23 protein-coding genes are annotated in these 25870 nt (G+C 55.5%); 10 read left to right on the forward strand and 13 right to left on the reverse strand.

What is annotated here, in order from left to right:
• Window positions 1-8 precede the first annotated feature (8 nt).
• Window positions 9-836, forward strand: a complete 828-nt coding sequence (locus tag KO1_RS06985) for a protein bax (RefSeq protein WP_071530269.1) — start codon at window positions 9-11, stop codon at window positions 834-836.
• A 60-nt stretch (window positions 837-896) separates the two neighbouring features.
• Here the strand turns inward: KO1_RS06985 and xylR are convergent, their stop codons facing one another.
• The 4 genes from xylR to xylF all read right to left on the reverse strand — a co-directional run bounded on the left by xylR (window position 897) and on the right by xylF (window position 5952).
• A complete protein-coding gene (gene xylR / locus KO1_RS06990) occupies window positions 897-2075 on the reverse strand; it encodes a D-xylose utilization transcriptional activator XylR (protein ID WP_004106805.1) in 1179 nt (392 codons plus the stop codon).
• A 122-nt stretch (window positions 2076-2197) separates the two neighbouring features.
• Window positions 2198-3376: a xylose ABC transporter permease XylH gene (gene xylH, locus KO1_RS06995; protein ID WP_004116352.1), complete on the reverse strand. Its 1179-nt coding sequence runs from the start codon at window positions 3374-3376 to the stop codon at window positions 2198-2200.
• Window positions 3357-4895: a xylose ABC transporter ATP-binding protein gene (locus tag KO1_RS07000; protein ID WP_004106801.1), complete on the reverse strand. Its 1539-nt coding sequence runs from the start codon at window positions 4893-4895 to the stop codon at window positions 3357-3359. The genes xylH and KO1_RS07000 overlap by 20 nt, the downstream gene beginning before the upstream one ends.
• Window positions 4896-4959: 64 nt before the next feature.
• Window positions 4960-5952, reverse strand: a complete 993-nt coding sequence (xylF, locus tag KO1_RS07005) for a D-xylose ABC transporter substrate-binding protein (RefSeq protein WP_004106799.1) — start codon at window positions 5950-5952, stop codon at window positions 4960-4962.
• A 374-nt stretch (window positions 5953-6326) separates the two neighbouring features.
• On the opposite strand from xylF, the gene xylA reads away from it, so the two are divergent.
• The 3 genes from xylA to yiaB all read left to right on the forward strand — a co-directional run bounded on the left by xylA (window position 6327) and on the right by yiaB (window position 9748).
• Window positions 6327-7649, forward strand: a complete 1323-nt coding sequence (xylA, locus tag KO1_RS07010) for a xylose isomerase (RefSeq protein WP_024274807.1) — start codon at window positions 6327-6329, stop codon at window positions 7647-7649.
• A 96-nt stretch (window positions 7650-7745) separates the two neighbouring features.
• Complete coding sequence (gene xylB, locus KO1_RS07015; RefSeq protein ID WP_024274806.1) at window positions 7746-9200, forward strand: xylulokinase; 1455 nt, start codon at window positions 7746-7748, stop codon at window positions 9198-9200.
• Window positions 9201-9367: 167 nt separating this feature from the next.
• On the forward strand, window positions 9368-9748 hold the full coding sequence (gene yiaB, locus KO1_RS07020; RefSeq protein ID WP_049095715.1) for an inner membrane protein YiaB: 381 nt from the start codon (window positions 9368-9370) through the stop codon (window positions 9746-9748).
• Between the two features lie 2 nt (window positions 9749-9750).
• Here the strand turns inward: yiaB and KO1_RS07025 are convergent, their stop codons facing one another.
• Window positions 9751-10746, reverse strand: a complete 996-nt coding sequence (locus KO1_RS07025; protein WP_049095713.1) for an acyltransferase — start codon at window positions 10744-10746, stop codon at window positions 9751-9753.
• 180 nt (window positions 10747-10926) lie between these two features.
• Here KO1_RS07025 and KO1_RS07030 point away from each other — a divergent pair, with 180 nt between their 5' ends.
• The 5 genes from KO1_RS07030 (at window position 10927) to KO1_RS07050 (ending at window position 16744) form a co-directional block, all read left to right on the forward strand.
• Window positions 10927-11223 carry a YsaB family lipoprotein gene (locus tag KO1_RS07030; protein WP_064406862.1) on the forward strand — a complete coding sequence of 99 codons (297 nt, stop codon included), beginning with the start codon at window positions 10927-10929 and terminating at the stop codon, window positions 11221-11223.
• 127 nt (window positions 11224-11350) lie between these two features.
• Window positions 11351-12262: a glycine--tRNA ligase subunit alpha gene (glyQ, locus tag KO1_RS07035; protein ID WP_004106786.1), complete on the forward strand. Its 912-nt coding sequence runs from the start codon at window positions 11351-11353 to the stop codon at window positions 12260-12262.
• A 9-nt stretch (window positions 12263-12271) separates the two neighbouring features.
• On the forward strand, window positions 12272-14341 hold the full coding sequence (gene glyS, locus KO1_RS07040; protein WP_004106780.1) for a glycine--tRNA ligase subunit beta: 2070 nt from the start codon (window positions 12272-12274) through the stop codon (window positions 14339-14341).
• A 327-nt stretch (window positions 14342-14668) separates the two neighbouring features.
• On the forward strand, window positions 14669-14821 hold the full coding sequence (gene hokA, locus KO1_RS07045; protein WP_047720531.1) for a type I toxin-antitoxin system toxin HokA: 153 nt from the start codon (window positions 14669-14671) through the stop codon (window positions 14819-14821).
• Between the two features lie 303 nt (window positions 14822-15124).
• On the forward strand, window positions 15125-16744 hold the full coding sequence (locus tag KO1_RS07050; RefSeq protein ID WP_047720532.1) for an ATP-binding cassette domain-containing protein: 1620 nt from the start codon (window positions 15125-15127) through the stop codon (window positions 16742-16744).
• A 94-nt stretch (window positions 16745-16838) separates the two neighbouring features.
• Here the strand turns inward: KO1_RS07050 and cspE are convergent, their stop codons facing one another.
• The 3 genes from cspE to KO1_RS07065 all read right to left on the reverse strand — a co-directional run bounded on the left by cspE (window position 16839) and on the right by KO1_RS07065 (window position 19200).
• Complete coding sequence (cspE, locus tag KO1_RS07055) at window positions 16839-17051, reverse strand: transcription antiterminator/RNA stability regulator CspE (protein ID WP_000014594.1); 213 nt, start codon at window positions 17049-17051, stop codon at window positions 16839-16841.
• A gap of 260 nt (window positions 17052-17311) precedes the next feature.
• Window positions 17312-17605: an HTH-type transcriptional regulator gene (locus KO1_RS07060; protein WP_004106774.1), complete on the reverse strand. Its 294-nt coding sequence runs from the start codon at window positions 17603-17605 to the stop codon at window positions 17312-17314.
• A 236-nt stretch (window positions 17606-17841) separates the two neighbouring features.
• On the reverse strand, window positions 17842-19200 hold the full coding sequence (locus KO1_RS07065; RefSeq protein ID WP_064406863.1) for an MFS transporter: 1359 nt from the start codon (window positions 19198-19200) through the stop codon (window positions 17842-17844).
• 633 nt (window positions 19201-19833) lie between these two features.
• On the opposite strand from KO1_RS07065, the gene KO1_RS07070 reads away from it, so the two are divergent.
• A complete protein-coding gene (locus KO1_RS07070; protein ID WP_004106769.1) occupies window positions 19834-20544 on the forward strand; it encodes a DUF3053 domain-containing protein in 711 nt (236 codons plus the stop codon).
• Window positions 20545-20601: 57 nt separating this feature from the next.
• On the opposite strand, the gene ghrB is transcribed toward KO1_RS07070, so the two are convergent.
• From ghrB to KO1_RS07095, 5 genes are all read right to left on the reverse strand, one after another.
• On the reverse strand, window positions 20602-21573 hold the full coding sequence (ghrB, locus tag KO1_RS07075) for a glyoxylate/hydroxypyruvate reductase GhrB (RefSeq protein WP_049593698.1): 972 nt from the start codon (window positions 21571-21573) through the stop codon (window positions 20602-20604).
• A 24-nt stretch (window positions 21574-21597) separates the two neighbouring features.
• On the reverse strand, window positions 21598-22878 hold the full coding sequence (locus KO1_RS07080; RefSeq protein ID WP_004106766.1) for an MFS transporter: 1281 nt from the start codon (window positions 22876-22878) through the stop codon (window positions 21598-21600).
• 101 nt (window positions 22879-22979) lie between these two features.
• Window positions 22980-23918 (reverse strand): sugar kinase, encoded by a 939-nt coding sequence (locus KO1_RS07085; RefSeq protein ID WP_004116328.1) that lies wholly within the window; start codon window positions 23916-23918, stop codon window positions 22980-22982.
• 3 nt (window positions 23919-23921) lie between these two features.
• The gene (locus tag KO1_RS07090) at window positions 23922-24671 is read right to left on the reverse strand and encodes a sugar phosphate isomerase/epimerase family protein (protein ID WP_049593696.1); all 750 of its coding nucleotides are present in this window, start codon (window positions 24669-24671) and stop codon (window positions 23922-23924) included.
• Window positions 24672-24779: 108 nt separating this feature from the next.
• Complete coding sequence (locus tag KO1_RS07095) at window positions 24780-25796, reverse strand: LacI family DNA-binding transcriptional regulator (RefSeq protein WP_004106759.1); 1017 nt, start codon at window positions 25794-25796, stop codon at window positions 24780-24782.
• Between the last annotated feature and the right edge of the window lie 74 nt (window positions 25797-25870).

Here is a 25870-nt window from a genome sequence, read left to right on the forward strand (position 1 = left end):
GAGACCTAATGATATCGACTCCCATTCGACGATATGGGGCCGCGATACTCATGTTACTTACCTGCATATTTTCAGGTAGTGTGCTGGCAACAACACACACAGCAACAACGAGTCATAAAGCCCCAATAGTTAAAAAGAAAAGTACCGTTAAAGTAAGCAAGGTAAGCAGTAAACAAGAGTATTCTCGCAATAGTGTAAAGAGCAGTTCACTTCCTGATTTGCGAAAATACCCTTCCGGGACACCAAGGAAAAAAGCGTTTCTCCGGACGGTAATGCCTTATATTACGAAACAGAATCAGGTGATTACTGCCGATCGTAACTGGCTGGTTTCCAAGCAGTACGATGCGCGCTGGTCGCCGAGCGAGCGTACGCGCCTGAAAGAGATCGCCTCGCGCTATAAAGTGAAGTGGTCCGGCAATACTCGCCATATTCCATGGAACTCGTTGCTTGAACGCGTCGATATTATCCCGAACAGTATGGTTGCAACCATGGCGGCGGCGGAAAGCGGCTGGGGAACGTCAAAACTGGCGCGCGTTAACAACAATCTGTTTGGTATGAAGTGTGGCGGTGGAAACTGCCGCGGCGCGGTGAAGGGCTACTCGCAGTTTGATTCGGTGGAAGAGTCCGTTCAGGCCTACGTGAGAAACCTGAATACGCATCCGGCTTATTCATCGTTCCGTAAATCGCGTGCGCAGCTGCGCAAGGCCGATCAGGAAGTGACCGCCAGCACCATGATTCATAAGCTGAAGGGCTATTCGACTAAAGGGTCGAGCTATAACAACTATCTCTTCGCCATGTATCAGGATAATCAGCGGTTGATTGCCGCGCATATGTAATGGCTTATCCATGACATTATTAATGCCCGGCGCGCAAGCCCGGGCATTTTTCTTTGCTCTCTACATCATGACTTCACTGTGCCGATCGCGATACTCCTTCGGCGTCACGTCGTACTCTTTCTTAAACACCGAATAGAAGTACTGCAACGACGGATAGCCGCACATCTGCGAGATTTCATTAATCGACAGGGTGGTTGAAACCAGCAGGCTGCGCGCTTTTTCCAGCTTCTCGCTGTGGATCACCGTATGAATTGTCTCGCCCACTTCCTCTTTGAAGCGTTTTTCCAGATTCGAGCGGGAAATGCCTACGGCGTCCAGTACCTGCTCTACCTTAATCCCTTTACAGGCGTGGTTACGAATATAGTGCATCGCCTGGATAACCGAAGGGTCGGTTAGCGAACGGTAGTCGGTGGAGCGGCGCTCTACTACGCGCATCGGCGGGATAAGCTGTCGTTGAAGCGGCAGCTCTTCATTCTCCAGCAGACGATGCAGCAGCTTTGCCGCCTGATAGCCCATCTGGCGGGTGCCCTGAGCAACGGAAGACAGCGCCACGCGCGACAAATAGCGGGTAAGCTCTTCGTTATCAATGCCAATAACGCACAGCTTTTCCGGAACGGGGATATGCAACAGCTCGCAGGCCTGTAACACATGACGGGCGCGGGCGTCGGTGACGGCGATAATGCCGGTTTGCGGCGGCAGGGTTTGTAGCCAGTCGGCGAGGCGATTTTGCGCATGCTGCCAGTTTTCCGGCGCTGTCTCGAGCCCCTGATAGACCACGCCGCGATATTTCTCTCTGGCGACCAGTTGACAAAAAGCATGCTCGCGCTCTGCGGCCCAGCCTTTACAGCTGGATGTGGGCAGGCCGTAAAAGGCAAAGCGGTTAATGCCCTTTTCCTTCAGATGGAGGAAGGCGCTCTCGACCAGCGCGGCGTTGTCGGTAGCGATGTAGTGAACCGGCGGATAGCACTCCGGGCGGTGGAAGGAGCCGCCGACGCCGACAATTGGAACATTAACGTCGAGCAGCAGGTTTTCAATCTCCGGGTCGTCGTAATCGGCAATAACGCCGTCGCCTAACCACTCCTTGATGTTTTCAATTCGCGCCCGAAAATCTTCCTCAATGAAGATATCCCATTCCAATTGCGATGCTTGTAAATATTCGCCGACGCCCTCAACGACCTGGCGGTCATAGGCCTTGTTGGCGTTGAATAACAACGTAATACGGTGACGCTTTTCAAACATAGTGTTGTTCCTGGTCTCTCTTGCAGGCCATACAATACCGGCCAATGCCCGGATTATTTCAAGCTACTTGTGCCTAAGTTTGGCTGTAGCGCAAAGAATTCGGGCATTTTTTTTCAAAGCTCTCAGCTCCGGCGTTTGGTGGCTGAATCCATCCACACCGCGAGTAATAAAATGACCCCTTTAACGATGTACTGCCAGAAGGTGGCGACATCCATCATGCTCATGCCGTTGTCCAGCGCGGACATGATAAACGCGCCCATGACCGCGCCGGCAACGCTGCCGACGCCGCCGGCGAGGCTGGTTCCGCCGATCACGCAGGCGGCGATGGCGTCCAATTCGGCGATGTTGCCGGCGGAAGGAGAACCGGCGCCCAGGCGCGAACTGAGAATCAACCCGGCAATCGCCACCATCAGGCCATTAATGGCGAACACCGCCAGCTTGGTGCGTTCCACGCTAATGCCGGATAGACGCGCGGCTTCCAGGTTGCCGCCGATGGCGTAGATGCGGCGGCCAAACGCGGTGCGGGTGGCCATAAACATACCCGCCAGCAGCAACGCGGCGAGAATCAGTACCGGCGTCGGGACGCCGCGATAGTCGTTTAATAGCCAGATAGCGCCCAGCACAATAACGGCGGTAATCGTCTGGCGACCTACGGTCGAAGCGGAAGCGGGCGTGGCAAGTCCCAGGGCCTGACGTCGCATACGGCCGCGCCATTGCCAGATAATAAAGGCCGCCATTCCCGCCACGCCGATACCAAAGCCAATACCATCAGGCAGATAGCTCTGGCCGATTTGCGACATCGCCGGGCTGGTGGGAGAGACGGTGGTCCCGTTGGTGATACCTATCAGAATACCGCGGAATGCCAGCATACCGGCGAGCGTCACGATAAACGACGGGACTTTACGGTAGGCGACCCACCAACCGTTCCATGCGCCCAGCAGCAGGCCAAGCGCCAGCGTGACCACAATCGTCAGCGGCAGCGGCCAGCCGAGCCAGACGTCAAATATTGCCGCTGCGCCGCCGAGCAGGCCCATCATCGAGCCGACGGAAAGATCGATCTCGGCGGAAATAATCACAAACACCATGCCGACCGCGAGAATGCCGGTGATGGCGGTCTGGCGCAGCAGGTTAGAGATATTACGCGCGCTCAGATAAGCGCCTTCGGTAGTCCAGGTGAAAAACAGCATAATGGCCACGATAGCGGCGATCATCACGAATACCTGGAGATTCATCCCTTTTAGCCCGGAAAAAGCCCCGGAGACGGGCGGGGTGAGTTTCATTTCAGACGTGTTCTTCGACATGGCGTTCGCTCCTCAGTGCGGCTTCCATCACCTGTTCCTGTGTCAGGCCCTGATTAATCAAATCGGCCTTCAGTTTGCCCTCATGCATCACCAGCACCCGATCGCTTAGCCCCAGTACTTCGGGCAGTTCGGATGAAATGACAATGACGGCGATCCCCTGCTGCACCAGCTGATTAATCAACTTGTAGATTTCGTACTTGGCGCCGATATCAATGCCGCGGGTAGGCTCATCGAGTATCAGAATGCGCGGGTTCAGCAGCAGGCAGCGGGCGAGGATCGCCTTTTGCTGATTGCCGCCGCTCAGGCGACCGATCGCCAGCTCTGGCGATGAGGTTTTGATTTTCAAACGCTGGATGGATTGCTGAATGCAGTGTTGCTCTCCGGCATCGTCAAGGCTGCTCAGCGGGCCGGTAAACTGGTTTAACGCGGCGAGGGTGATATTTTTACCCACCGCCATCACCGGCACGATGCCGTCTTTCTTTCTGTCTTCCGGCACCATGGCGATGCCCTGCGCGATGGCCTGCTGGCAGTTGTGAATCGTCACCTGCTGGCCATCGATGAAAATTTTCCCCTGCCAGCGGCCCGGCCAGACGCCAAACAGGCACTGTACCGCTTCGGTACGGCCCGCGCCGACCAGTCCGGCTATCCCCAGAATTTCGCCGCGCCGCAGTGAAAAAGAGACGTCATTGACCCGCTTAATGTGGCGATTGACCGGATGCCAGGCGGTTAAATTTTCTACGCGCAGGATTTCATCGCCGCAGCTATGGGCTTCGTTCGGATAGAGGGCGGTAAGCTCGCGGCCGACCATCATGGTGATGATGTCATCTTCGTTCATGCCGTCAGCGTTACGGGTACCGATATGCTGCCCATCGCGGATCACGCAGATAGTATTGGATATCGCTTTGACTTCATTGAGTTTGTGGGAAATGTAAATACAGGCAATACCGTGATTTTGCAAATCGCGAATAATATTCAGCAGAATGGCCGTTTCTTGTTCCGTTAATGAGGCGGTGGGTTCGTCGAGAATTAACAACCGTACCTGTTTATTTAGCGCTTTCGCTATTTCGACCAGCTGCTGCTGGCCAAGGCCTAAATCGCCGACGCGGGTGTCGGGTGATATGGCTAAATTGACCTGGGCCAGCAGCTTCTCGCAGCGTAAGGTCATGGTTTCGTAATCCAGCAGACCGTGGCGGGAGATCTCCGCGCCGAGAAAAATATTCTCCAGAACGGTCAGGTGTTTTACCAGCGCCAGCTCCTGATGAATGATGGCAATTCCTTTGCGTTCGGTATCGCGAATATGGCCCGGCTGCAAAGTTTCTCCGGAAAAAATAATCTCTCCCTCATAGCTACCGTGCGGGTATATTCCGCAAAGCACCTTCATGAGCGTAGATTTCCCGGAGCCGTTTTCTCCGCATAATGAGACCACTTCCCCGGCGTTCAGCCGCAGGCTGACATTATCAATCGCCTTCACCGCGCCGAAGGTTTTAGTCATGTTTTTCATTTCGAGTAACCAGGACATAGAGGCTCCGCATAAGCGATATCCGGCTGGATGGAGTAACGCCCCCGGCAGAGGGCGTCAGAGATTACAGCTCGCTTTTTTTATGGAAACCGTCTTTGATCACCGTCTGGTCAATGTTGTCTTTATTGACTTCAATGGGCGTCAGCAGACGAGAAGGGACATCTTTCAGGCCGTTGTTGAGCGTGGCGTCAGCCTTCGGCTGTTTGTCGTTGCCCAGTTCGACGGCAATCTCCGCCGCGGTGGTGGCAAGGGTGGCGATCGGTTTGTAGACGGTCATCGTTTGGGTGCCAGCGATAATGCGCTTCACGCCGGCGAGGTCGGCATCCTGACCGGAGATCGCCACTTTGCCTGCGAGCCCCTGGGCGCTCAGGGCCTGAATGGCGCCGCCAGCGGTGGCATCGTTAGAGGCGACAACCGCATCAATTTTGTTATTGTTGGCGGTCAGGGCGTTTTCCATAATTTTCAATGCGTTTTCAGGTAGCCATCCGTCAACCCACTGATCGCCGACGACTTTAATTTTGCCTTCATCAATATAGGGCTTAAGGACTTTCATTTGGCCAGCGCGGAAAAGCTTGGCGTTATTATCAACGGGCGAGCCGCCCATTAAGAAATAGTTACCCTGAGGCACTTTATCGACCAGGCTTTGCGCCTGCATTTCGCCCACTTTCTCATTATTAAAAGAAATATAAAAATCAATGTCGGCATTATTGATGAGACGATCGTAGGCGAGAACTTTAATTCCCTCCTGTTTAGCCTCTTTTATCACATTACTCAGCACTTGACCGTTATAGGGAATAATAACCAGAACGTCGACGCCGCGATTAATCATGTTTTCGATTTGCGACATTTGCGTTTCTTCGTTGCCATTGGCTGACTGGACGAATACTTTTGCACCTAATGATTCAGCTTTATTGACAAAAATATCGCGATCTTTTTGCCAGCGCTCAAGACGCAGGTCGTCAATCGCCATGCCAATTTTAACTTCTTTCGCAATGCCCGACAGGCTGGTGAGGAGGAGTGAAGCACAGAGCGTTAGGCAAAGGTTCTTTATCTTCATAATAATAACACCTTTTTTGTAAAGTGCAGGATAAGACGAACGATAAAAATAAACGGCCTGATACGTAGCAGATTTTTAACGCGGAAAGGGGCGCTGGCAATTATCTATGCTTATTTTGCCGTTATGAAATTTTGTTTATTTGTTAATTTATGACCGGGATCGTACTTTAATAATTAGTTCTCATCGTATTTCATTGATCTCTCGTGGCGTAAGCAGCGAAGTGAGGGCGTTGTTCTATTGTTTTTGCGACCTGGCGCACGTTTGTGGATTCTCTCAATCACGGTGTGAAATAACGTAATTGAGGAAAGTAAAAAGAGAATTCTATATTGGCTTATGACTTATTACTCGCCGCATCCCTGAATATGGAGTTCATTATGCAGACCTATTTTGATCAACTCGATCGCGTTCGTTATGAAGGCCCGACATCCGCTAACCCACTGGCTTTCCGTCATTACAACCCGGATGAACTGGTGCTGGGCAAACGGATGGAAGAGCACCTGCGCTTTGCGGCCTGCTACTGGCACACCTTCTGCTGGAATGGTGCTGACATGTTTGGCGTGGGCTCCTTTAACCGCCCGTGGCAGCAGCCGGGCGAAGCGCTGGAAATGGCGAAACGCAAAGCGGATGTCGCGTTTGAGTTTTTCCACAAACTGAACGTACCGTACTACTGTTTCCACGACGTTGACGTTTCCCCTGAAGGGGCATCGCTGAAAGAGTATGCCAACAACTTTGCGCAAATGGTTGAAGTGCTGGCGGAAAAACAGCAGCAGAGCGGCGTCAAGCTGCTGTGGGGAACGGCAAACTGCTTTACGAACCCGCGCTATGGCGCCGGGGCGGCAACCAATCCGGATCCGGAAGTGTTCAGCTGGGCGGCGACTCAGGTGGTCACCGCAATGGATGCGACCCACAAGCTGGGCGGCGAAAACTATGTCCTGTGGGGCGGCCGTGAAGGTTATGAAACCCTGCTGAATACCGATCTGCGTCAGGAGCGCGAGCAGATTGGCCGCTTTATGCAGCTGGTCGTTGAGCACAAGCACAAGATTGGCTTCCAGGGTACGCTGCTGATTGAACCCAAACCGCAGGAGCCAACCAAACATCAGTATGATTACGACGCTTCTACCGTCTATGGTTTCCTGAAACAGTTCGGCCTGGAAAAAGAGATCAAACTGAACATCGAAGCGAACCACGCGACGCTGGCCGGTCATACGTTCCATCACGAAATTGCGACTGCCATTGCTCTGGGATTGTTTGGTTCCGTTGACGCTAACCGCGGCGACCCGCAGCTGGGCTGGGATACCGACCAGTTCCCGAACAGCGTTGAAGAAAACGCGCTGGTGATGTACGAAATCCTGAAAGCGGGTGGTTTCACCACCGGCGGCCTGAACTTTGATGCTAAAGTGCGTCGTCAGAGCACCGATAAATACGACCTGTTCTACGGCCATATCGGCGCAATGGACACCATGGCGCTGGCGCTGAAAGTTGCCGCGCGCATGATTGAAGACGGCGAGCTGGATAAACGCGTTGCCAAACGTTATGCCGGCTGGAACGGCGAGCTGGGTCAGCAGATCCTGAAAGGCCAGATGAACCTGGCGGATATTGCTCGCTATGCCACTCAGCATGACCTGGCGCCGCAGCACCAGAGCGGCCATCAGGAACTGCTGGAAAATGTGGTAAACCGCTACCTTTTTGATCGCTAATGAAGGCGATGATGCCCGGCGGGAACGGGCATTGGCTATAACCGATGCTTTATTCGCGCCACGCTTAGCCGTGGCGCGTCAGTAAGGAGAGGCTGTATGTATATCGGGATTGATCTGGGCACCTCGGGCGTCAAAGCTATTCTGCTCAATGAGCAGGGCGAGGTCGTGGCTTCGCATACTGAAAAGCTCAACGTGTCGCGTCCGCACCCTCTATGGTCTGAACAGGACCCCGAGCACTGGTGGCAGGCGACGGACCGCGCGATGAAAGCGCTGGGCGCCCAGCACTCGCTGCGCGAAGTCAAAGCGTTAGGTATTGCGGGCCAGATGCACGGCGCGACGCTGCTGGATAAGCAACAGCGTGTCCTGCGCCCGGCGATTTTATGGAATGATGGCCGCTGCGGTGAAGAGTGCGCGCTGCTGGAAGAGAAAGTCAGCCGCTCGCGGCAGATAACCGGCAACCTGATGATGCCGGGATTCACCGCGCCGAAGCTGCTGTGGGTACAACGCCACGAGCCTGAGATCTTCGAGCGGGTTGATAAAGTCCTGCTGCCTAAAGATTATCTACGTTTACGCATGACCGGCGAGTTTGCCAGCGATATGTCCGATGCCGCTGGAACGATGTGGATGGACGTGGCGCGAAGGGACTGGAGCGATGAGATGCTCGCCGCCTGCGGTCTGAACCGCGACAACATGCCGACGCTGTTCGAAGGATGTGAAGTCACGGGGGCGCTGCGCCCGACGGTTGCGCAGTCGTGGAATATGCCGGAAGCGCTGGTGGTAGCCGGCGGCGGCGATAACGCAGCCGGTGCGGTTGGCGTAGGTATGGCGGATGCGGGGCAGGCGATGCTGTCGCTGGGGACCTCGGGCGTCTACTTTGCGGTCAGCGACGGCTTTCTTAGTAAGCCGGAAAGCGCCGTACACAGTTTCTGCCACGCGCTGCCCGGGCGCTGGCACCTGATGTCGGTGATGCTGAGCGCGGCTTCCTGTCTGGATTGGGCGGCGACATTAACCGGCCTTGGCACGGTTCCGGCGTTGATTGCGGCGGCGGAGTCGGCGAACGAGAGTGCCGATCCTATCTGGTTTCTGCCTTACCTCTCCGGTGAACGTACGCCGCACAACAATCCGCAGGCGAAAGGCGTCTTTTTCGGCCTGACTCATCAACATGGTCCGGCGGAGCTGGCGCGGGCGGTGCTGGAGGGCGTCGGTTATGCGCTGGCGGATGGCATGGATGTGGTGCACTCCTGCGGCGTGAAGCCGGAAAGCGTGACGCTGATTGGCGGCGGCGCGCGCAGCGCGTACTGGCGGCAAATGCTGGCGGATATCAGCGGTCAGCAGCTTGATTTCCGCACCGGCGGCGACGTGGGACCGGCGCTTGGCGCGGCGCGACTGGCGCAGCTGGCGCTGCATAAAAACGTCGCATTCTCCGATCTGCTGCCGCAGCTCCCGCTGGAGCAGGCCCACTGCCCTGATGACGAGCGTTTTGCCCGCTACGCCCCCCGTCGGGAGACATTCCGACAGATTTATCAGCAGCTTTTACCGCTGATGTCGTAATATTTTGCCCTCGGTTAACGAGGGCAAATTACATCCATGAATGCATCGTTCGCATTTATCTGTCCTGCGTATTTATATATTCCGAATTTGTCGTTTCTGCTTCCTGAAGCATCAGCAGTAAAGCTTTACCGGTACATAATGGACGCCATCTTTCGCAGGGAGGCTCCATGAAAAATAAGAATATTGCGCCGAAACTGTTGATGGTCATCGGGGCGCTGGTGTATCTGATGGGGATCTGGCACACCTGTCCGTTATTTAGCGGTAAAGGCTATTTCCTCGGCGTACTGGTGATGGGGATGTTCGCCATGCTGGCCCATCAGCGCACGATGCAGGAGGAACGCAGAAATGACGACGGGTTTGTATCGCTATGCCGACTGGTGCTCCTGCTTTCGCTTGGCCTGTTAATGGTCGGCGCGAGGTTTGTACCTGCCGGTTGGGATGAGAAAAGCATCTACGTGGCGGCCTGGTTTGTGTGCATGTACGGCGCGTCAGCCTTGCCGCATAAAGCACTGGCGGCGGACGTGGCGCCGCAAGACCCCACGGAATAGCCTTAGCTGACGAAACGGCGGCTATCAAACCGCTGAACCAGAGCCGAGAGCAGTAAGCTGCCCAGCAGCGCGGCGCTGAATATCCAGATAATATCCAGTAACGGCCAGCGGCTTAGTTCAAGCCCGCTGGCGCGCAGCGCGTGAATGATCAGCGCATGAAAACCGTAAATCCCTAAAGAATGGCGCGCAATCGGCGCAATAAGCGGCAGCTGACGCCGATTGAGCGTGTTTTTTACCAGCGTCAGCAGAGCGATGGCGCAGACAAAAACCGCAGGACCGCAGTATAAATACCAGGTATCGCCGAAATCGCCGCGCCAGCGCAGCTCGTGCAGCGTGCCGCGTGAGATTACCCACACGCCGACGATGAACAGCGCGGCGCAGAGGACGGTCAGCCATTTTTTCTCGGTATCCAGCATGCCGATAGCCCGTCCCAGCACGCCATACATCACGTAGTAAAACGTGTCGCCGTTGATATAAAGATTGAACGGCAGCCATTCAACGCCTCCGGCTTTTACCGGGACCATATTGGGGTTCGCCAGAATGCCCAGTACCAGCATCAGCGCCAGCAGCATCCTGCCGCTTACCTGTTTAACCTGCACCAGCGGCGAAAGCAGATATATCACGACGATGGCGAAGAAAAACCACAGATGGTAGAACACCGGTTTTTGCAGCAAATTCTTCAGCGACAGCTCAACGTTAATATGGGTGAACAGGGTGATATAGAGCAGCGATAGCGTGCTGTAGAAGAGAATGCATAGCGCGATACGCAGAAAATGGCGGGGCTGGGCGCTGCGCTCACCGAAAAACAGATAGCCTGAAATCATGAAAAATAGCGGTACGCTGACGCGGGACGCAGAGTTGAGGATATTGGCCAAATCCCACTCCAGCAGGCTAATCGCGTGCGGGTGCGTAATATACCAGGTAGTGCTATGAATCATGACGACCATCAGGCAGGCAATGCCGCGCAAATGAGTAATCCAGTGTATTTTTTCCTGCATCAGAACCTCAGTTTCACCTTCTCCATCTGGCTCTGACTATCCTTATTCGACCCTGTCGCAGTGGAATAATCTGAGTTTTTCGCCATAGACTTGTCGAGGTGTGGCCCAATTCGCACAATGAGCCGGTTATTTTACGTAAGCTGCACGATAACAATTTACTAACAAGGCGGTCGAGAACAAATGGTGATGAAATATGCGTTTTCTGGACTACTGCTGTGCCTGCTGGCGGGCTGTAGCGCAACGCCGCCTCAGCCTACGCAGAAAGCGCGGATAACGCCGCAGACCACCCTCAATATGGAGCAGCTTTGCAAGGATAATGCCGCCGTCCGTTATAATACAGGCGTGCGTCAGGTGGACGTCAGCCATTTCGAGCAGTTCCAGGGCAGCTTTGAGCTTTCGGGCAAGACTGCGCGGAATGAACGCTTTATCTGTTCTTTTGACCCGGACGGGCAGTTTTTACATCTTTCGATGCGCTAACGACGGCCGCGCTGGCGCTAATTTCCGCAATTTTCCCTAAACAACCCCGTTTCGTACTGTATATCTCGCAGCCAGCGGGTATACTGGCTCCTTCCTTTAAATCCACACGTATCCAGCACGAAATCATATGCAAAAGTTTGATACCAGGACCTTCCAGGGCCTGATCCTGACCTTACAGGATTACTGGGCTCGCCAGGGCTGCACCATTGTTCAACCACTGGACATGGAAGTCGGCGCAGGCACCTCTCACCCGATGACCTGCTTACGCGCATTGGGTCCAGAGCCGATGGCGACCGCCTACGTGCAGCCGTCTCGTCGCCCGACCGATGGCCGTTACGGTGAAAACCCGAACCGCTTACAGCACTACTATCAGTTCCAGGTAGTGATAAAACCCTCCCCGGAGAACATCCAGGAGCTCTACCTTGGCTCGCTGAAAGAGCTGGGTATGGACCCGACCATCCACGACATTCGCTTCGTCGAAGACAACTGGGAAAACCCGACGCTGGGCGCCTGGGGTCTGGGTTGGGAAGTGTGGCTGAACGGTATGGAAGTCACGCAGTTCACCTACTTCCAGCAGGTGGGCGGTCTGGAGTGTAAGCCGGTTACCGGCGAGATCACCTACGGTCTGGAACGTCTGGCGATGTATATCCAGGGTGTCGACAGCGTTTACGATCTGGTCTGGAGCGATGGCCCGCTGGGGAAAACGACCTACGGCGACGTGTTCCATCAGAACGAAGTGGAGCAATCCACCTATAACTTCGAATACGCTGACGTGGACTTCCTGTTCTCCTGCTTCGAGCAGTACGAGAAAGAAGCCCAGCAGCTGCTGGCGCTGGAAAACCCGCTGCCGCTGCCTGCCTACGAGCGCATTCTCAAAGCCGCCCATAGCTTTAACCTGCTGGACGCGCGTAAAGCCATCTCCGTCACCGAGCGTCAGCGCTATATCCTGCGCATTCGCACCCTGACCAAAGCAGTGGCTGAAGCTTACTATGCTTCCCGTGAAGCCCTTGGCTTCCCGATGTGCAACAAGAATAAATAAGAGGCGGCCATGTCTGAGAAAACTTTCCTGGTGGAAATCGGCACTGAAGAACTGCCACCAAAAGCCCTGCGCAGCCTGGCTGAATCCTTTGCTGCGAACGTGACCGCAGAGCTGGATAACGCTGGCCTTGCGCACGGTAAAGTTGAATGGTTTGCCGCGCCGCGCCGTCTGGCGCTGAAAGTGGCGAATCTGGCGGCTGCGCAAGCAGACCGCGAAGTCGAAAAACGCGGTCCGGCGATTGCCCAGGCGTTTGACGCCAGCGGCCACCCGAGTAAAGCGGCCGAAGGCTGGGCGCGCGGCTGCGGTATCACCGTCGATCAGGCGGAACGTCTGACGACCGATAAGGGCGAATGGCTGCTGTATCGTGCTCACGTGAAAGGCGAGAGCACCGAAGCGCTGCTGCCAAACATGATCGCAACCTCGTTGGCGAAGCTGCCGATCCCGAAACTGATGCGCTGGGGCGCGTCCGACGTCCACTTCGTGCGTCCGGTTCATACCGTGACCCTGCTGCTGGGCGACAAAGTCATCCCGGCAACTATTCTGGGCGTCCAGTCCGATCGCGTTATTCGCGGCCACCGCTTTATGGGCGAGGCTGAGTTCACTATCGACAATGCCGATCAGTATCCGCAGATCCTGCTGGAGCGCGGTAAAGTCATCGCCGATTACGAACAGCGTAAAGCCAAAATTAAAGCCGATGCAGAAGAAGCAGCGCGTAAAATTGGCGGCAACGCCGATCTGAGCGAAAGTCTGCTGGAAGAGGTGACTTCACTGGTGGAATGGCCGGTAGTCCTCACCGCGAAGTTCGAAGAGAAATTCCTTGCGGTGCCTGCCGAAGCGCTGGTTTACACCATGAAGGGCGACCAGAAGTACTTCCCGGTTTACGACAACGCGGGCAAGCTGCTGCCGAACTTCATCTTCGTCGCCAACATTGAGTCGAAAGATCCGCAGCAGATTATCTCCGGTAACGAGAAAGTGGTTCGCCCGCGCCTGGCGGATGCTGAGTTCTTCTTCAATACTGACCGTAAAAAACGTCTGGAAGATAACCTTCCGCGTCTGCAAACCGTCCTGTTCCAGCAGCAACTGGGTACGCTGCGCGATAAGACCGATCGTATTCAGGCGCTGGCCGGCTGGATCGCCGAGCAGATTGGCGCTGACGTGAATCATGCCACCCGCGCGGGCCTGCTCTCCAAGTGCGACCTGATGACCAACATGGTCTTCGAGTTCACCGATACGCAGGGCGTGATGGGCATGCACTACGCGCGCCATGATGGCGAAGCGGAAGACGTTGCGGTTGCCCTGAACGAGCAGTATCAGCCGCGCTTTGCTGGCGATGACCTGCCGTCTAACCCGGTAGCCTGCGCGGTTGCGATTGCCGATAAGATGGACACCCTGGCGGGTATCTTTGGCATCGGTCAGCATCCGAAAGGCGATAAGGACCCGTTTGCGCTGCGCCGCGCCGCGCTGGGCGTGCTGCGTATTATCGTTGAGAAGAACCTCAATCTGGACCTGCAGACCCTCACCGAAGAAGCGGTACGTCTGTACGGCGATAAGCTGACCAACGGCAACGTCGTTGATGATGTTATCGACTTCATGCTGGGGCGCTTCCGTGCCTGGTATCAGGATGAAGGCTATACCGTCGACACGATTCAGGCGGTGCTGGCGCGTCGTCCGACCCGTCCGGCAGACTTCGATGCGCGTATGAAGGCGGTTTCCCACTTCCGTACCCTCGAAGAGTCCTCTGCGCTGGCGGCGGCCAACAAGCGTGTTTCTAACATTCTGGCGAAATCAGACGTTACGCTGAACGATATCGTCCATGCTTCGGTATTGAAAGAAGCGGCCGAGATCAAGCTGGCAGGCAATTTAGTCGTGCTGCGCGATAAGCTGCAGCCGTACTTCGCCGAAGGGCGTTACCAGGATGCGCTGATTGAGCTGGCGTCCCTGCGCGAGCCGGTGGATGAGTTCTTTGAGAACGTGATGGTGAACGCAGAAGATCAGGACGTGCGCGTAAACCGACTGACGCTGCTGTCCAAGCTGCGCGATCTGTTCCTGCAGGTAGCGGATATTTCCCTGCTGCAGTAAGTGAATGGGTAATAATAAAAAACCTGCCTGCGGGCAGGTTTTTTTATGCATGGAATATAAATAAATGAACCGTTAATAATTCTCTGAATAATATTTATTTAATTTGCATTGATTGCCAGGAATTATTTTAGGAATATGCCAACGTAATCTGGTCAGATATTTACGGTAGAATGCTGACGGGTGCTTGAGACTGTTTGTCTCAGGCGTTCAGCGGGAGACAGACAGAGAAAAGCCCCACCTGATGATAAATCAAAGTGAGGCTCCCCTATGCATCAACACCATAAGAGTAGCCTCTTACCTGTTGAAAATCAACACGGGAGGCGAGGAATGCCGCAAAAGTATCTGTTGTTTAGCTTAATAGTGATTTGCTTCACTATTTTATTATTTACCTGGATGGTGCGTGATTCGCTGTGTGAATTACAGATCAGACAGGGGAATATTGAGCTGGTGGCGTTCTTAGCCTGTGGGATTAAAACGTAAGAGACGGTGGCGGAGAGCGATCTCCGCCATTCTTACGGCGTGAAGCATTCTCAAGGCACCCTGTTTTTTTCATCAAATAAATAATTTGCCTCCTGTTTTCAGGAGGCTTTTTTTTACCGTTTTGCCATCCGGTGAAAAAACAGGCTTGAAATTCATATCAGGGTGTGGCTATCCTATGGCCCGACGAATCCCTCGTCTTACTGGAGAGCACGCGCCAAATGAACAAACACGACTGATGAATCTCATGCCTTGCTTAGCGCTATTGGTGAGCAGGGGAAGTATTGATTTCATTCAGGAGTGCTTATGGCTCATTGTGCCCAGATCCCCTCTTTTATTTTGCATCAGGTCACCTGTCACTTTGCGACAGGAGATACCCTTTTTGGTCCGCTGAATTTATCGCTGGACTCCTCTCTTTGCGGCCTTGTCGGGCGCAACGGCGTCGGTAAAACCCGGCTTTTACGCTTGCTGGCGGGCCATGACACGCCGTCTGGCGGCCACATCGAGCGCATGGTTTCCGTAAGCTACGTTGCTCAGCTGCGGGATAGGGCTTCAGAGATGACGCTGGCGGAATTGCTGGGCCTGGAGTCCATTTTCGCTGCTTTCGCTCGCCTTGATCGAGGGGAGGGACGAAGTGACGATCTTGAACGTCTTGATGGTTTTTGGGATCTCCCGGATCGTCTGGATACGGCGTTTCTTGCGGCTGGCTTAGGTACATTTTCTCCTGCACGGCCCGCCCCTTCGCTGAGCGGCGGTGAAAGAGTGAAGGCGCAGCTTTGCGGGGCATTCCTGTCCGGCGCCGATTTTCTTCTGCTTGATGAACCCACCAACCATCTCGACCGTCCGGGACGCGAGTGGCTGTATCAGCAGCTTAAACAATGGCGCGGCGGGGCGCTAATTGCCAGCCATGACCGGGAGTTATTAGCGGTCATGCCGCGTATCCTTGAGCTGACGCCTGCGACTTTGCGTCGCTACGGCGGCAACTATGCGGATTATCAGCAGCAGCGTGGGCTGGAACAGCAGGCGGCTCGCTCCGCGCTGGATCATGCCGTCGCTGAACGGCGCCGTACCCGCGCGCGGATGCACAAAGAGCACGATGCCTGCCAGCGGCGTTCCGCGCAAACGTTACGCACCGTCGATACGCTAAATATCGCGTCATTCGAGCGGGTTGCCTGGAAAGGCGCGGCAAAAGAACGTCCCGGCAGCCTGCAGCGCCAGCATCGACAGCAAAATGGCGCCCTTAACAACGCGGTAGTACAGGCGCGGGAGAGAGTGGAAGAGGAGAGCCCGGTGATGTTTACGTTACCTGGCAACCGGATAGCCCCGGGAAAACAGGTGCTGGAACTGGATGCGGTGCGGTTGGCGCATACGATGTTGGCACCGCTGAGCTGGCGGATGGATGGGCCAATGCGGGTGGCGCTGCGTGGTCCCAACGGCTGCGGTAAAACCACGTTGCTGAAAACGCTGCTGGGTCTGGAGCTGCCGATCGCTGGACGCTGCCGCTTATCGGTTAACGCGGCGTATCTGGACCAGCATCTGACCCAACTGGACCCGTCATTATCGGTTATGAAGCACCTGAACCTCGGCGATACGCCCTTAGAAGAAGGCGCGTTGCGTAGCCAGCTGGCGCAGCTACAGCTGGGGGCGGATAAAGTCGATCTGCCGCTATCGGCCCTGAGCGGAGGCGAGAGATTGAAGGCGGCGCTGGCCTGCGTACTCTGGCGGCGTGATGCCACGCAGCTTCTGCTGCTGGACGAGCCCACGAATCATCTCGATTTGGCATCCACTCAGGCGATTGAAAAAGCGCTGGCCCGGTTTCCCGGTGCGATGCTGGTGGTCTCGCATGATGAAGCTTTCTTGCAGGCGCTGAAGCTGTCCCACAGTCTGACATGGCGGGAAGATGGCTGGTGCTTTGAGAGGCTATAAAAGAAATCCGCCATTTACGATGGCGGTGACCTACGCTGCAAATAAAAAAATCCCCGCCGTATGGCAGGGACTTAGAATTTTGAGCTTTTTAAGCTTACAGGCTGGTTACGTTGCCAGCTGCCGGGCCTTTAGCGCCGCTTTCGATGGTGAAGGAAACTTTCTGACCTTCGTCCAGAGATTTGTAACCATCGTTCTGGATAGCAGAGAAGTGTACGAACACGTCTTTAGAGCCATCGTCAGGAGTGATGAAGCCAAAGCCTTTGTCAGCGTTGAACCATTTTACGATACCAGTCATTTTACCGGACATAGTGAATTACCTTTAAAAAAATAAATGAGCCTTGCGGCGTTACGGTCTGGACTACAGATTTAAAGCGATAAAGGGAAAGTTCACTACCGGGGTATCAACGGATAACCTTTGAAGGACTGCTCTATTCGAATGCTCTGTGGTCTTTACTTCAAACCTGCGAGCATTAACGCATTTTCACGTCGTGATAGCAAACTTTTTTTTCGTTGGCTTGAAAACGGTCCTTTAGCAGGACCGCTAGCCGAAACCTATAAACGCTAAAATTATGAATCAATAAGCTGTCTTGAAAGCTGCGGATTGGCCTGTATCAGGCGCATCAGCTTAAGCTCCGTGGGCGAAGGCCGTACGCGTCTTGACTCCCACTCTTGTACCATTGCTACGCTGACGCCCATGGCGTTGGCAAAATCATCGATTTTCAGCCCGGTACCTTTGCGTAGCTGGTCAAATTCAATGCATGCGGCGGGCTTACGCGTCAGGGAGGCCGCCTGAGCCTGATCTTTAAAAATAATTTGTTCAAGGTTGCTCAGCAGTTCAAATGCAGGATCTTTATATTCCATTGAGGACTCCTCTCTTTCATACGGCGGAGGGTGAATTATGTAGAGCCTCTTAAGAATAGTCGGAAAAAAAGCCCTGGAATGATTACCCTGATAATTATTTATCACCAGAGGTTCTTCTGGTCCGTTACAGACGCTATAAGGTGCTGAAAAGTAATAGAGAGAGCAGTTAAGCAAATTATTGTAAACAGGTCAGAAGAAAAGCAGAAATGGCCAGCGCGCGCCCGCTGGCCGGTGTATTACGCCTTTTGCAGCTTCTCCACTTCGCCTGGCGCAGCCGCAGGTTGCCGCTGACCCAGCTTATATTTCACCAGCAGGGCGATGGCCGACAGAAATGCCGGGATAGCCAGCAGGGAGAAAATTGTTTCGAAAGAGAGCTGGGCCTGCATCAGGAATGCGCCGCTAAACGCCCCGAGAATGCCGCCAAAGCGGCCAATACCCAGCATCCAGGCCACGCCGGTTGCGCGTCCCTGAGTGGGATAGAAGCCGGCAGCCAGCGCCGGCATCGACGATTGCGCGCCGTTCATAATGCTGCCGGCGATAAATACCATAATCCCCATCAGCAGCAGGTTATGGGTTGAGAAACCGACCAGACAAACAAAGACCCCCGTCAGCAGCCAGCCTACCGCCACGACTTTGTTTGGATTGAGCTTATCCATCAGCGCGCCGAGAATGAGTACGCCAATGCCGCCACCCAGCGGGAACAGCGCGGTGATAATGGAGGCCTGGCTCATCGTCGCCCCGGTTTCGCGGATGAGCAGCGGCAGCCAGCTGGTCAGTAAATAGAAGATCAGCAGGCCCATAAAGTAGGTCAGGCAAAGCATCACGGTGCCGACGGCGTAGCGCGGAGAAAAAATCACGCCGATGGACGATTTCTCTTTTACCTGGCCCGCTTCGCGTAGCTCAAATTCCGCCTGCTCAGGAACAGGTGCAATGCGGCGCAGGATCGCGGCGATACGCTGCGCAGGCTGGCGTTTGACCACCATATAGCGCGCGGATTCCGGTAGAAAAAAGATCAAAACGACCGCCAGCAGCAGCGGCATTACGCCACCGAGCACCAGCACGCTTTGCCAGCCGTAATGGGGGATCATCCAGGCGGAGAGAAAACCGCCCAGCGAGGAGCCCATTGGAAAGCCAACGAACATCAGATTGACCATTAGCGCTCTGCGGCGCTCAGGGGCATATTCGCTCATCAGCGTCGCGGCGTTCGGCATGGCGGCACCCAGCCCAAGGCCGGTGAGAAAACGCAGCAGCGTTAGCTGATTAAGGCTGATAGCAAAGGCGGTCAGCAGGCTGAAGCCGCCGAAAACCACAATGGACAAAATCAGAACTTTTTTGCGCCCAACGCGATCGGCGAGCGGTCCGGCGGTCAGCGCGCCGACGGCGAGCCCGACTAAGGCGGCGCTCATCACCGGGCCTAACGCCGATTTTTCGACGCCCCATTCCTGCACCAGGTCAGAGGCGATAAAGCCGATTATCGCGGTATCGAATCCGTCCATCGCGACGGTGATAAAACATAAGGCCAGAATCATCCACTGGTATTTCGTGAAGGGATGTTCATTGATAAAAGCCTGAATATCGATGGTTGTTTTCTTCATGCGGCATTCCTGGCAGGCAGAGCGGGGGACAGAAATATACCCGTCATACTTCAAGTTGCCTGTGCGTTGGCTTCGCTCGTTCACCCCAGTCACTTACACCAGTAAGCGCCTGGGACTCTCTCACTTGCCGCGTTACGCGGCTTAAGGCCTCGCCCCTTACGGTGCCAGCGCAAGCGCTGTTCAAAACGGTTAACCGCTTTGTCCCGCAACTCGAATTACTTGGGGTATCGATTATTGTTATCTCCCTCGCGGTCGTTGATGTTGTTTGTGCGATTATCGAACAAAGAGCCGTTAATCGCTCATTTAATAAAATCATCGAACGGCGGTTCAGGCAATGCAGGCGAAAAGGGAAGCGTGCGATTATCGTCCACTTTGCGACGTGGGCAGAAGAGAGAATAGATTAATAATAGTAAAATCAAATATTTAAATGTTTCGGTCGAATGCCGGATGATAGCGGTAATTGTGATGAACTTAACAGCCGACGCGACTGGCCGCTAAAACGCTAAAAAGCCGGCTTTCAGGGAGGAAGAATGTGAGGAAAAGGTATCCTGCAAGGCCGACCTGGACTATCCTTGTCAGCGTCTGGCACGTGTGTGTCTGTTTGCGCTTTTTTTGGCTGAAAGGAGTAAAAAAATGGCGACAGGAAAGTCCTGCTCTCGCTGGTTTGCGGCTATTGCGGCCCTGTTAATGGTGGTTAGCCTGAGTGGGTGTTTTGATAAAGAAGGCGATCAGCGCAAAGCGTTCATCGATTTCCTGCAAAATACGGCAATGCGTAGCGGCGAACGTCTGCCGACGCTGACCGCCGATCAGAAAAAACAGTTTGGGCCTTTCGTTTCCGATTATGCGGTGATTTATGGCTATTCACAGCAGGTAAGCCAGGCGATGGATGCGGGTTTGCGTCCGGTGGTGGATAGCGTAAACGCGATCCGCGTACCGCAGGATTATGTCACCCAGCGCGAGCCGCTGCGTCAGGCAAACGGCGCCCTCGGCGTACTGAGCCAGCAGCTGGAGAATGCAAAAATGCAGGCGGATGCCGCTCACGGCGCGCTGAAGCAGGGGGACGATCTCAAGCCGGTCTTCGACCAGGTGTATAATAAAGTCGTGACCGCGCCGGCGAATGCGCTACAGCCGCTTATTCCGGCCGCTCAGGTCTTTACCCAGCAGCTGGTGCAGGTAGGCGATTTTATTGCTCAGCAAGAATCCCAGGTTAGCTTTGCGGCGAACGGTATTCAGTTCCCGACTTCGCAGCAGGCCAGCCAGTACAATACGCTGATTGGCCCGCTGGCCGCTCAGCACCAGGCCTTCAACCAGGCGTGGACGGCAGCTGTTAACGCGACCCGTTAACGGCTCTGATAGCCCGGGCAAGGCTTCACCTTCGCCCGGGTTTTCTTTTTCCCCTTCTCACTTCACCTGCGGATTCACGCAGTTCTTTTCCACTTTACCGTTCAGAGCATCAATCAGGTTATCCACCGCGCAGGCCGCCATGTTATAGCGGGTTTCATGCGTTGCGGAGCCAATATGCGGCACGGCAACAACGTTCGGCATAGTCAGCAGCGGGGAGTCTTTTTCCAGCGGTTCTTGTTCGAAAACGTCCAGTCCGGCGGCGTGAATAACCCCTTCCTGCAGAGCGGCAATCAGCGCCTTTTCGTCCACTACCGGGCCGCGCCCGGCGTTAATAAAGATGGCGCTGGACTTCATTTTGGCGAACTGTTCTTTGCCGAACAGATGATAAGTCTCGTCGGTCAGCGGTAGGATCAGGCAGACAAAATCCGCTTCCTGCAGCAGGGTATCGAGATTGCAATAGCGGGCGTTAAAGCGCTCTTCCGCCTGCGGGTGCTGGCGGCGGGCATTGTAGAGAATCGGCATACCGAAGCCCGCGTGGGCGCGCTGGGCGAGCGCCATCCCGATACGTCCCATACCCACGATGCCGAGGGTTTTATGATGCACATCGTTGCCAAACCAGTCCGGACCGATGCTTTTGGTCCACTCCCCGGCCTTCACGCGGTTGGCCACCTCAACCACCCGACGCGCGGTGCTCAGTACCAGGGCCATTACGGTATCGGCGACGGTTTCGGTCAGCACGGTCGGGGTGTGCATCAGCAGCACCTTACGCGCATTCAGCGCCTCGACGTCGAAGTTATCGTAACCGACGGAAATGGTCGAGGTCGCACGAAGCTTGGGCATTTTCTCCAGTAACGCGGTATCGACTTTTTCGCTGGAACCCAGCAGGCCAACCGCTTCAGCGAACGCGTCGGCGTGCTGCGAAACGGTCTCCGGACGCAGGTTTTTCACCTGAGTGACGGTAAAGTGTTGTTCCAGACGCTGTTGCAGGTCGTCGGGAAGCGTTTTGTAGAGAATAACTGACGGCTTCATGCGGTTCTCCGTTGCGTTAAGGTTTCAGGCGTGACGTGCGCCAAGCGGAAGTTTTTGATTATTAGCAGGCTTAACAATCAAAGTAAGCCATACCGAGACGAAAAGCGCCACTCCCATGAAAATGTACGAGGCTGCGGGGCTGCCGGTGGTGCCGTTCAGGTAACCGACAAACCATGAACCGAAGAACGAACCCAGCGCGCCCATGCTGTTAATCAGCGCCATGGCGCCGCCGGCGACGTTGCGCGGCAGCATCTCAGGAATGATGGCGAAGAACGGCCCGTAGGGGGCGTACATCGCCGCGCCGGCAATCACCAGCAGGGTGTACGAGATCCAGAAATGGTTGGCGCCAACGGCCCAGGAACCAATAAAGGCGAAGGCGGCAATCAGCAGCAGCGGCCAGACAAACAGCTTGCGGTTCTGCATTTTATCAGAGGCCCAGGAGACTACGATCATCGCGATGGTCGCCGCCAGATAGGGAACCGAGGAGAGCCAGCCGACTTCGACCATGCCCATATTCTCGCCGCCGCTGCGGATAATGGACGGCAGCCACAGAACGAAACCGTAAACCCCGATGCTCCAGGCGAAATACTGCATGCACAGCAGGATAACATTGCGCGAGCGGAAGGCTTCGCCGTAGTTGCGCACCGGTTTGATTCCCTGCTGTTCACGCTCCAGCTGCTCCTGTAACGCGGCTTTTTCACTTTCCGCCAGCCAGTTGACCTGCGACGGTTTATCTTTTACCAGCACCCACCAGCAGAAGGCCCAAATTACCGCCGGAACCCCTTCAATAATAAACATTTCCCGCCAGCCGAAAGCCTGGATGAGATAGCCGGATACGACCGACATCCACAGCACCGTCACCGGGTTACCGAGGATCAGGAAGGTATTGGCGCGGGAGCGTTCAGATTTCGTAAACCAGTTGCTGATGTAAATCAGCATCGCCGGCATGACCGCAGCCTCGACAACGCCAAGGATAAAGCGAATCGCCGCCAGCGCGGGGATATTGTGCACCATCCCGGTCAGCGAGGCGCAGGCACCCCACAGGATCAGACAGATAAAAATCAGTTTACGTACGCTGCGGCGTTCGGCGTAAATCGCGCCGGGGATCTGAAAGAAGAAGTAGCCGAGGAAGAACAGCGCTCCCAGCAGGGAGGAGATACCTTTGGTGATCCCCAGGTCTTCGGTAATACCGGCCGCCGAAGCGAAGCTGAAGTTAGCGCGGTCGAGGTATGCCAGGCTATACGTGATAAACACGATAGGCATGATGTACCACCAGCGTTTTGTTGCATTCGTTGAACTATTCATAGGTTTGCCTCTGTAATTGAGGTGACGCTCATCATAGAAAAGATCCGTTACGCCGCGCTGCATGTAGGGTACAGAACGGCCTGACGTTGTGCTGAATCTGTTTACTCGTCCAGCGCCTCGCGCGTGGGTAAGCCTTCGCTATCGCCCTGAACCTGTATGGCCAGGGAGCCAATTTTATTTCCACGTTTTACCGCCTGCTGCAGCGGTTTTCCTTCCAACAGGGCGCTGATGACCCCGACGGCAAAACCATCGCCCGCGCCGACGGTATCGACGACGTTATCCACTTTTATTGCCGCGACGGCCCCCTGTTCGCCGTCGGCGGTTTTATACCAGGCGCCATCGGTTCCGGTTTTAATGATGACCGCGCGAACACCGTGGCGGAGATAAAAGTCCGCAATAGCTTCCGGCGTTTGCTGGCCGGTCAGAATCATGCCTTCTTTTAAACCCGGCAGAACCCAGTCGGCCTGGAATGCGAGCTGGTTAAGCTTCTCCACCATTTCGGCTTCGCTTTTCCACAGCACCGGCCGCAGATTGGGGTCGAACGAAATGGTTTTTCCCTGCGCCTTCATGGTGCGTGCCGCGCGGTCCAGCAGGGCGTATGAACTTTCCGACAGCGCGGCGGCCACGCCGCTTAAGTGCAGGTGGCGGGCGCTGGCGAAGTACGATTCGTTAAAGTCGTCCGGCGAAAGATGGCTGGCGGCGGATCCTTTACGGAAGTATTCCACGATGGGATCGGTTCCATTTTCAACTTTAGATTTCAGCTGAAAGCCGGTAGCGTAGCGGCTATCGGTGCTCACGCCGCAGGCGTCGATCCCCTCCTTCGCCAGCGTATTGAGGACGAAGCGGCCAAAGCTGTCCGCGCCAACGCGGCTTACCCAGCCGACGCTTAAGCCGAGGCGGGCCAGACCGGTCGCGACGTTCAGCTCCGCGCCCGCCACGCGCTTCATAAAGTGTTCTACATCGGCCAGCTCACCGGTTTCGGTGGCGACAAACATCGCCATAGCTTCGCCTATCGTGATGACATCTAATGGTTTTTGCATAACTTAATCCTCACGTAACAGCTTGACGTAGCGGCGGGTCACGGCCGTCAGGTCATGGCCAGTCAGCGGAAATTCGATCCCCCGCGGGGCATCGGCGGGCAGGTTGTTGAGCAGCGCCAGCCAGCGTGCGGAGGCCTCATCCGGCGGCACGGCGCGAAACTGCGAATGGTGCGGCTCAGCCGCCTTAACATGAATATAGCTAACGGCCGGGGCCAGGTGGCGAGCAGCCTCTTCCGGCGAGTCGCCGACCCATAGCCAGTTGCCCATATCAAAGGTGAGGGTGATCGGCAGCTGATTAACCCGGCAGGCGGCTTTGAAGCGCTGCATCGGCGCCAGCTGGCCGCAGTCGGTTTGGTCGTTTTCCACCACCAGCGCCATCCCGCTCTCCTGCAGAATTTCGCGCAGGGCTTCGAGGTCATCGTGGTGGATAAAGTGGCCCAGCGAGAGCTTCAGCCACAGCGCGTTGAGCGTTTGCGCTTCCAGCAAAAAGTCGCTAAGACGCGGGTTGAGCGAGCCGTCTGCGGCAAACAGGGCTTCCGGCGCGGAATAGCAGACCAGCAGGCCGCGACGCTCAATGTCGGCCGCTAATTCCGCCAGGCGGGACAGTTCATCAGGGGTGAACAGTTCGCGGCGGATCTCTACGCCATCGGCGCCGGAACCGGCGATAAACGGCAGGACGGCGGACTGCCCGCCCAGCGCTTTAACGTGGTCATTCCCGTACGCGGCGGTAACGACAATAATCTTTCTGGCCATCCCAATACTCCCGACGATTATCTGATGCGTTGCTTATTACGCTAGATGGTATCGGTTCCAAAGCAAAGGCCAGGATGTCTGATTTATGATCGCCATCACGAAGGATCGCTAGCGGGAGGTTGAGCCTCTGACGATCAGCTCTCCGGAAAATACCCTTTCGCAGACCGGGTCGGTGCTGCCTTCAATCCGGCGCACCACCTGCTCGACGGCGGCGAAGCCAATCTGCCAGGTCGGCTGTTTGAGCGTAGTAATCCCCACGCCCGCCAGCTCGGCCCACTCCAGTTCATCGAAGCCCAGCAGGCCGATATCGCTGCCCCAAATCAGGCCAACGCGTTTCAGGGAGCGTGCCACCTGCAGCGTCAGCGCGCCGTTGGCGGAAATTACCGCCTTACGCATGCCGCGATGGTGGGAGTGGAAATGACGCAGGACGTTATCCAGCATCGCGCCATCGTTCAACGGCACTTCGGCGTTTTCCGCGACGATGCCGGTATGGCGCTGGAGCGTCTGGCGAAACGCGCTCAGGCGCTCGCGACGGGTATTGACTGAGCCAAGGGGCTCGCTGAGGAACAACAGCGCTTCGAAGCCTTTCTCCACCAGATGTTCGGTGGCCGTGGTGGCGGCCTGGGTATTATCGAGGCCGACGACATCGCAGGCGAATTCCGGAATCTTGCGGTCGATAAGCACCATCGGCAGCGCCGACTGCTGCAGGCGGTTTAGGCCATCCTCACGCATCCCGACGGCGTTGACCACAATCCCCTCGACCTGGTAGCTGCGCAGCAGGTCGAGATAGTGCAGTTCCTGATCCAGCTCGTTGTTGGTATTACATACCAGTAGGGTGAATCCCTTTTCACGACAGGCCGCTTCAATACCGCTGAGCACGTTGACGGAGTAGGGATTGGTAATATCGGCGATGATCAGGCCGATCAGTCGGGTGCGGCCATGCTTCAGGCCGCGGGCCATCAGGCTGGGACGATAGTCGAGCTCGGCAATGGCTTTTTCAATGCGTCCCAGCAAATCGTCGGAAAGCAGGTGCTTCTCGCCGTTCAGATAGCGTGAAATGCTGGTTTTGCCGGTCTTTGCGGCTTTCGCCACATCGCTAATGGTTGCTCGCGCCGCTTTCGCCATGGTGGCTTCCTTTGCTGAAATCTGCACACACCTTAGCGCGAAAATCCGCTATATCAAGCATTTTGCCCGGCGAT

Source organism: Klebsiella oxytoca NBRC 105695 (genome assembly GCF_001598695.1).
GTDB classification, from domain to species: Bacteria; Pseudomonadota; Gammaproteobacteria; order Enterobacterales; family Enterobacteriaceae; genus Klebsiella; species Klebsiella oxytoca.

Excerpts from the sequence above, each read along its gene's own strand:
- yiaB (WP_049095715.1), top strand. The coding sequence starts at position 9,368 with ATGAAAAATAAGAATATTGCGCCGAAACTGTTGATGGTCATCGGGGCG.
- xylR (WP_004106805.1), bottom strand. The coding sequence starts at position 2,075 with ATGTTTGAAAAGCGTCACCGTATTACGTTGTTATTCAACGCCAACAAG.
- hokA (WP_047720531.1), top strand. The coding sequence starts at position 14,669 with ATGCCGCAAAAGTATCTGTTGTTTAGCTTAATAGTGATTTGCTTCACT.
- xylH (WP_004116352.1), bottom strand. The coding sequence starts at position 3,376 with ATGTCGAAGAACACGTCTGAAATGAAACTCACCCCGCCCGTCTCCGGG.
- xylB (WP_024274806.1), top strand. The coding sequence starts at position 7,746 with ATGTATATCGGGATTGATCTGGGCACCTCGGGCGTCAAAGCTATTCTG.
- KO1_RS06985 (WP_071530269.1), top strand. The coding sequence starts at position 9 with ATGATATCGACTCCCATTCGACGATATGGGGCCGCGATACTCATGTTA.
- cspE (WP_000014594.1), bottom strand. The coding sequence starts at position 17,051 with ATGTCCGGTAAAATGACTGGTATCGTAAAATGGTTCAACGCTGACAAA.
- xylF (WP_004106799.1), bottom strand. The coding sequence starts at position 5,952 with ATGAAGATAAAGAACCTTTGCCTAACGCTCTGTGCTTCACTCCTCCTC.
- xylA (WP_024274807.1), top strand. The coding sequence starts at position 6,327 with ATGCAGACCTATTTTGATCAACTCGATCGCGTTCGTTATGAAGGCCCG.
- KO1_RS07030 (WP_064406862.1), top strand. The coding sequence starts at position 10,927 with ATGGTGATGAAATATGCGTTTTCTGGACTACTGCTGTGCCTGCTGGCG.
- KO1_RS07050 (WP_047720532.1), top strand. The coding sequence starts at position 15,125 with ATGGCTCATTGTGCCCAGATCCCCTCTTTTATTTTGCATCAGGTCACC.
- glyS (WP_004106780.1), top strand. The coding sequence starts at position 12,272 with ATGTCTGAGAAAACTTTCCTGGTGGAAATCGGCACTGAAGAACTGCCA.
- KO1_RS07095 (WP_004106759.1), bottom strand. The coding sequence starts at position 25,796 with ATGGCGAAAGCGGCGCGAGCAACCATTAGCGATGTGGCGAAAGCCGCA.
- KO1_RS07070 (WP_004106769.1), top strand. The coding sequence starts at position 19,834 with ATGGCGACAGGAAAGTCCTGCTCTCGCTGGTTTGCGGCTATTGCGGCC.
- KO1_RS07025 (WP_049095713.1), bottom strand. The coding sequence starts at position 10,746 with ATGCAGGAAAAAATACACTGGATTACTCATTTGCGCGGCATTGCCTGC.
- KO1_RS07000 (WP_004106801.1), bottom strand. The coding sequence starts at position 4,895 with ATGTCCTGGTTACTCGAAATGAAAAACATGACTAAAACCTTCGGCGCG.
- glyQ (WP_004106786.1), top strand. The coding sequence starts at position 11,351 with ATGCAAAAGTTTGATACCAGGACCTTCCAGGGCCTGATCCTGACCTTA.
- KO1_RS07090 (WP_049593696.1), bottom strand. The coding sequence starts at position 24,671 with ATGGCCAGAAAGATTATTGTCGTTACCGCCGCGTACGGGAATGACCAC.
- ghrB (WP_049593698.1), bottom strand. The coding sequence starts at position 21,573 with ATGAAGCCGTCAGTTATTCTCTACAAAACGCTTCCCGACGACCTGCAA.
- KO1_RS07065 (WP_064406863.1), bottom strand. The coding sequence starts at position 19,200 with ATGAAGAAAACAACCATCGATATTCAGGCTTTTATCAATGAACATCCC.
- KO1_RS07060 (WP_004106774.1), bottom strand. The coding sequence starts at position 17,605 with ATGGAATATAAAGATCCTGCATTTGAACTGCTGAGCAACCTTGAACAA.
- KO1_RS07085 (WP_004116328.1), bottom strand. The coding sequence starts at position 23,918 with ATGCAAAAACCATTAGATGTCATCACGATAGGCGAAGCTATGGCGATG.
- KO1_RS07080 (WP_004106766.1), bottom strand. The coding sequence starts at position 22,878 with ATGAATAGTTCAACGAATGCAACAAAACGCTGGTGGTACATCATGCCT.